At 40.3% G+C, this 5919-nt stretch carries 5 protein-coding genes and 2 pseudogenes; 6 read left to right on the top strand and 1 reads right to left on the bottom strand.

Annotation, left to right across the window (positions count from 1 at the left end; genetic code table 11):
• Window positions 1–15 precede the first annotated feature (15 nt).
• On the bottom strand, window positions 16–885 hold the full coding sequence (locus AAV96_RS00710; protein ID WP_005214887.1) for an IS982 family transposase: 870 nt from the start codon (window positions 883–885) through the stop codon (window positions 16–18).
• Window positions 886–969: 84 nt separating this feature from the next.
• Between AAV96_RS00710 and AAV96_RS00705 the strand changes: the two are divergent.
• The 6 genes and pseudogenes from AAV96_RS00705 to AAV96_RS00680 form a co-directional block, all read left to right on the top strand.
• Window positions 970–1431, top strand: a pseudogene (locus AAV96_RS00705) (hypothetical protein); the annotation flags it as partial.
• 1 nt (window position 1432) lies between these two features.
• On the top strand, window positions 1433–3055 hold the full coding sequence (locus tag AAV96_RS00700) for a hypothetical protein (RefSeq protein ID WP_046737923.1): 1623 nt from the start codon (window positions 1433–1435) through the stop codon (window positions 3053–3055).
• Between the two features lie 52 nt (window positions 3056–3107).
• Window positions 3108–4364 (top strand): hypothetical protein, encoded by a 1257-nt coding sequence (locus AAV96_RS00695; RefSeq protein WP_046737922.1) that lies wholly within the window; start codon window positions 3108–3110, stop codon window positions 4362–4364.
• Complete coding sequence (locus tag AAV96_RS00690) at window positions 4364–4651, top strand: hypothetical protein (protein WP_046737921.1); 288 nt, start codon at window positions 4364–4366, stop codon at window positions 4649–4651. The genes AAV96_RS00695 and AAV96_RS00690 overlap by 1 nt, the downstream gene beginning before the upstream one ends.
• Window positions 4648–5043 (top strand): hypothetical protein, encoded by a 396-nt coding sequence (locus AAV96_RS00685; RefSeq protein ID WP_046737920.1) that lies wholly within the window; start codon window positions 4648–4650, stop codon window positions 5041–5043. The genes AAV96_RS00690 and AAV96_RS00685 overlap by 4 nt, the downstream gene beginning before the upstream one ends.
• A gap of 13 nt (window positions 5044–5056) precedes the next feature.
• Window positions 5057–5919, top strand: a pseudogene (locus AAV96_RS00680) (hypothetical protein); the annotation flags it as partial.

The following is a 5919-nucleotide window of genomic DNA, read 5'->3' as shown; positions in this document are numbered from 1 at the left end:
TAACCCGAATCCTGTTTAAGCCGATATTTTCATAATACGAATCATCGGCTTGTTTTGATGACATATTTGATAAGCACACAAAGATGCATAAATGCCAGCTAAATAGCCTGGAACACTTCTCGCTCTAGTTATCACTAAATTGTACGTCCCTTTCAGCAAGCTAAATAAAGTTTCTATTTTATTGCGTTGTTTCAAATGGTATTCATCTGCTTTTGATAACTGTATAGATTTCATATTCTTTCGGTGATAGGTAATTAAATCAATACTTTGTGTTCTTAATTTACCCTTTAATTCATGACTAATATAGCCACGATCAGCATATAATTTAGCAGTCATTCCTTTGACTAACTGTTCAACCATTTTTATATCTGCTGTATGCCCATTTGATAAAGCTGTGCTGAGTATTTCACCTGACTGATTCATAAGTACATGCAACTTACAGCCAAAAAACCAACCCATAGAACTTTTACCACGAGTTGCAATTGCTGCTAGCGATTTATGTCGTTGTATTCGCTGATTTTTACAGACAGCCAATGTCGTTGAATCAACCCATAAATATGAACTTTGCTGATCTTTCATCAAAGCGAAATGTAAGGCATGTAAAGCCAATTGATGGACATTGATCAGATGAATCATGCGTTGATAACAGGGAAGCTGTTTAAATAAATGTTTTTTATCTAGTTTTAATGATGTAAAGAATGCTTTGAAATTATTGAACTGAGAATACTTGTACCAAACAGCAATAAAGATAATTTCAGAAATACTGAGCTGAGCAGGTCGATTTCTAAGGCGTTGAAGGTTCTGTTTTAGAAATTTCCAATAGATTGATTCAAATTTTAGAAAAAAATCATCAATGATGCAGAATAATTGAGTACTATCGAACATAAGGACTAGAGCTGTGAGTTTGGTGTGGTAACTCAACTGATGGCTCTAGTCTTTCTTTTTTTCAAGTCATTTCTTATCCGCGATTCGGGTTCTAGTAATACTTTGGGCCAATTCACAGGGGATGCAACTGGTAGCATTAATTATGCAACAGGCATTGGAAATCTGATTCCGAATAAGTTACCGCAGAAAAACACGGCATTTAATTTTGTCTTTAATTATGGCGATCCTAAAACACAGACAGTTTCAGCAGTCACACCTGATTTAAGTCAGAAGCTGACATTCAATATTGGAACAGGTTCCGCGATTCAACCGAATAATGTAGAGCTGCAAATCCCAGTATCGAGTGGCGTAGGTTCTACAGTCTTTCAAACAGTAACGCTAATTGATGTTCCTTTAAGTTCCACCACAGGGAATCTGGTTGATCGTTTGGGTAATGTACAAGGCAGCATTACTTACGTTACGGGTGCTGTTGAAGTTACACCAGTTTTAAATATAACCAGTTGGCAAACTATTTATTCACCGCAAACTTATTATGTGAGCGCTTAATATGACAGAAGCAGTTAAGTTGCCGCAAAGCAGCGCATTAGAGTTAGTTACGGCACAGTTAAAAGCATTTTCTAATGTTGATGTGCAAGTAAAGTATAGAGATACATCCGGTACAAATGCTGGAACCAAACAAGTCACCGTATCAAAGCTTAACTTTGATTTAACCCAAGGATTTAATGAACAGATACTCACTGGATCAGTTCGTTTTAAAGCTGGATCTGATACGTTTGTTGATCGAAATGGTTTGATCTATCGCAATGTAGATCCTGCAACGGGCAGCGGAACTCAAAGCGGTACCATCCAATATGGTACAGGTTTAATCGATGTCGATAGTTGGACCCCAAGTGTTGATAACAATTTGACGCTGCAGTCTTTAACTACAACAACAGATATGCTACCGATTCAGCATGTCAGTTTTCGTACTCCGACTATTCCGATTCGACCCGGTTCTTTAACTGTGGTTGCTGCAGCAATGGCAGGCGGTCAACTCACATTGACAGCCGATAATGCGGGCGTGATTGAAACAGCTCAAGCGCATGGTCTGATTAACTACGATACGGGCTTCGTTGATATTTATTTTTATACTAAGACGGAAATCACAAGCGGAAACCGGGGTGAGATAGAGTCACAGGACTGGTATTTGCCAGAGCTTGAGTTTCAAGAGGCGGGTAAAACCTATATCAATGTGCCGTATTGGATCGATGCAACGAGCATACGCTATAACGTCGTGGCTTATACCTACATTCCACTAGATAGCGATATCCTTGGTCTATCAGCTACGAGGTTGCCACCAGACGGCCGTGTACCTATTTTTCGAGTGGGCGACATTGGTGTTATTGCCTCATCCAAAAAACAGGAACTGCCAAGCCATGTGGCAGGTCAAACCTACGATTTAAATGATCAGCGAATCTCTTGGTGTGAACTTGAAGATAGTCATGGAACCAAGGTTCCTTATGATATGTACGTGGTTGATTACGATTATGGCAAAGTGACTTTAAGCGGTGACTTTGCTTTGAATGCATTGGTTGCCCCAATTTCTGCTGCTTATCGTTATCAAGACATTGGCTTAATTAACGATGTACAGATCAATGGCCAAGTGACTTTCACAAAGCCAGTCACTCATAACTATGATGCCGATAATTCGATTGTTGGATCTGTGGTGGTGTTGGGTGACATGTTCAGCCGTTATACATCGAAGTTTGTGCAGGGCATTTGGAATAATGTTTGGTCAGATGAACCAAGCGGCATACCGATCACACCGAATTACAACGATGCACTTTACCCAATTGCGGTAACGAACAAGGGCTCAATTCAGGAACGTTGGGCAATCGTTTTTACTGACACGACAAACTTTAGAATCATCGGTGAAGTGTCTGGCCAGATAGGCACAGGCAATCTAAATGCTGATTGTGCACCAATCAATCCGATTACCAGTGCACCTTATTTTGTGGTGAAAAAAGAGGGTTGGGGAACGGGTTGGGTATCAGGCAACGTTCTTCGCTTTAATACCATCGCTGCCATGTATCCGCTGTGGTGTATTCGTACAGTGAAGCAATCCGAACCAACCACTTTGAGCGATAACTTCCAAATCATGTATCGCGGTGATATTGATCGCGATGTTTAAAGTAATTAAATCTAAGGGCTGCATTTGCAGCCTTTTTTATTGAGTATAAGAAATGGTCGCAAGTACAGATATTAAGTATTACGTGCATACCAATACTAATGCACCGCAATTAACCAACAATTTCGGCTGTATGATTGATGTGCTCGATGCCTGTTTAGTGAATGGTTTTGGATCGCAAACGGTTTCAACATTGACGGCAGTCGGAACAACAGTCACAGCCACCTTTGGTTCTGCTCACAACTTTATGCAATATCAAGTGATCAAGATTGCAGGTGCGACACAAACCGAATATAACGGTGAGTTTCGTATTTTGACTGTGCCAAATGCCAATAGCATTACTTTTCAGCTTGCAGCAGCACCAAGTGTTACCACTGCCACGGGGACAATAAGTTGTTCTCTACCCGCATTGGGTTGGCTAAAGCCTTATAGTGGAACGGGGAAAGCAGCTTATCGCTCGTCTAATACCTTGCTTGCATCACGCCCATATCTTCGAGTTATTGATGCACTTGATGCTGCATACACATCAACTTATGCGAAATATGCAAAAGTGGGTATCGTTGAAGAAATGACTGGCATTGATACCATGTCAGGCGTTCAAGCACCCTACGATAGTGCAAATCCTGATAAGAACTGGGTTGGGACAGGTAGCGGAACCAGTGGTGTCAATGGTTGGGCGCGATGGTATTACGCAGCAAGTGGGTCTGTATCTGGCGGATTGATTAACTCACAAACGCCTGCAGCTGGTAATCGACAATGGATCCTTGTTGGAAATAGTGATTATTTTTATATTCTACCTACTTCAACAGTACCGTCAGCGACAGTGAACACCCAACATGCGTCAGCCTATGGATTTGGTGCATTTAAGTCACTGCTAAATGCCGATAATAGTTGTACGTTCCTACAATCACACTTAACACTCAGTAATAACGGTGCGTCTGTAAACGTAAATTTTGGTCTGGTTTCTTCATCAGCGAGCAGTTCGTTATTATTGCTCAGGGATTATGCACAAAGTGCAAATTATAAAACTGTAAACTGTTTATCTTTAAATTCAGATACTGCAGGCAGTGGAGTAAACAATGTAATCGGTGCATCAACATTAACGAATACTGCGCCGTTTGCACCTGTATTTATTAAAGAAGATACGACAAACGTTTTACGTGGGCAAATCAAGAACTTATTTTGGTTATTTCAGCAGAAACCGTATTCAAACTTTCAACTAATTGAAAAAGATGGTGCGCTTTATATCGCTGCATTTATCGCATCAACTTCAAATCTAGGTCAGATCGTTCTTAAAATTGGAGATTTATAATGCTTTTAGATCTTCAAGTTAAACAAGCAATTTGTCCAAGTGATTTGATATTAACAAGTGATATTGGTTTGGCGATAAAAGGACAAGTCAAAGAGCTGAATATCCCGTTTCCTTGTCGCTTGAGACTATTTGAGCGTGCATCTGGGCGATTGATTTCTGAAGTGATGACCGATCAAAGCGGAAATTATGTTTTTAATCATTTGACCGCAAATAAGTTCTTTATTGTTGCTCATCATCCTTTAAATCAATATAACGCAGTGATTGCAGATCTGGTGGTGCCAAAATGAGTGTGATTCCATCAATGGCGGCAGGCTTAGCTCAATTACAAGCCTTGGCAAATTTCTTAGATACGGGTAGTAGCAATGCTACTTTTTCATTTTATAAGGGTACAAAGCCTGCCAGTGTTTCGGTTGCTGCAAGCGCGGGCAATAAGTTAGTCACCCTGAATCTACCCGAACCGTGCTTTAAACAACTCAATGCAGACAGCATAGAGTTATATCCAACTGATACCGCTACCGTGACTCAAGCAGGCACTGCAACATGGGCGCGCTTATACAACGGTAATGGCGATGCAGTAGCAGATTTTACAGTAGGTACGGATATTACACTGGCAAATCCAAGCTTGGCGTTGGGTAGTACTCTGATGGTTAATTCAATTGTACTTCGACCATCAACTTAAATGAGGTGTGCATGTGTCAAATTACATCCCACCTGACGGTTACGCCGTAGATCTAAATTTCAATGAAGTCGCTGGCACAGTTGATGGGCACAATGTTGTTTTAAATTTCGGTGCAAATGAAGTCATTACAGCGAGTATTGATGCTGTAATTTTAACTGCATTTCTTACGGAAATTACAACATTACAAGGCAGTGTTGCCCAAATCGACTGCGTGATTGCGACTGATTTCAATGCTGAAATCACTGCAGTTGTTTCAAATCAATTTTGTTCGATTGATGCTGTGATTAATACAGCGTTTAGCTCTTCGATTAATACGCATTTTGATATTAATTTCATTTTAGGACTAAATCATTTAAGTGTTTTTAATTATCAAAAGGCTTTGCCTGCATTGAATGAAAGTCATGTCAGGTATGGCAAGGCAAGATCCAAGGCGCATAACAGCGCCTTTATTTTTGAGCGTGGTTTAAGTCTATCCAATACGGTGAGTACTGGATTTGATAAAACTTTACAGCTGCAGCAATCGGTTAAATCTGTCTTTGAAGAAACAACAAAGCTTTCGAGTGACTATCAAATCGTGTGGCAAGAGAACGATAAACGTTTTATTGCTAAAACCACGGTATTTGAAGAGTCTGAAAAGTTGTTAATCAATCGGCAGACTGACTGGGATGGAATGATTAGAAAGCGTAAGAAAATTACCTTTAGTCATGAAGTCGCGGAAGTTTTTGAAAAGCGATTCACGTTCAAACACGATAAAGGTTTAGAGCTAGTTACTACCGACTCTATTCCGTGGGAAGTAGCGAGAGCTGTTTATTACCGCAAATCCTCTGTAGATCCAATTGAGCCGCAACCAAAGCTTGAATATGTCGGCTCAACAGA

This window comes from Acinetobacter sp. AG1, assembly GCF_001005525.1.
Taxonomy (GTDB): Bacteria; Pseudomonadota; Gammaproteobacteria; order Pseudomonadales; family Moraxellaceae; genus Acinetobacter; species Acinetobacter modestus.
The sequence above is the reverse complement of the archived record's forward strand: the minus strand, read 5'-3'. Positions and strand labels throughout refer to the sequence as shown.

Bases quoted from the DNA above. Each gene is read 5' to 3' on its own strand.
- AAV96_RS00690 (WP_046737921.1), top strand. From the start codon at position 4,364: ATGCTTTTAGATCTTCAAGTTAAACAAGCAATTTGTCCAAGTGATTTG.
- AAV96_RS00685 (WP_046737920.1), top strand. From the start codon at position 4,648: ATGAGTGTGATTCCATCAATGGCGGCAGGCTTAGCTCAATTACAAGCC.
- AAV96_RS00700 (WP_046737923.1), top strand. From the start codon at position 1,433: ATGACAGAAGCAGTTAAGTTGCCGCAAAGCAGCGCATTAGAGTTAGTT.
- AAV96_RS00710 (WP_005214887.1), bottom strand. From the start codon at position 885: ATGTTCGATAGTACTCAATTATTCTGCATCATTGATGATTTTTTTCTA.
- AAV96_RS00695 (WP_046737922.1), top strand. From the start codon at position 3,108: ATGGTCGCAAGTACAGATATTAAGTATTACGTGCATACCAATACTAAT.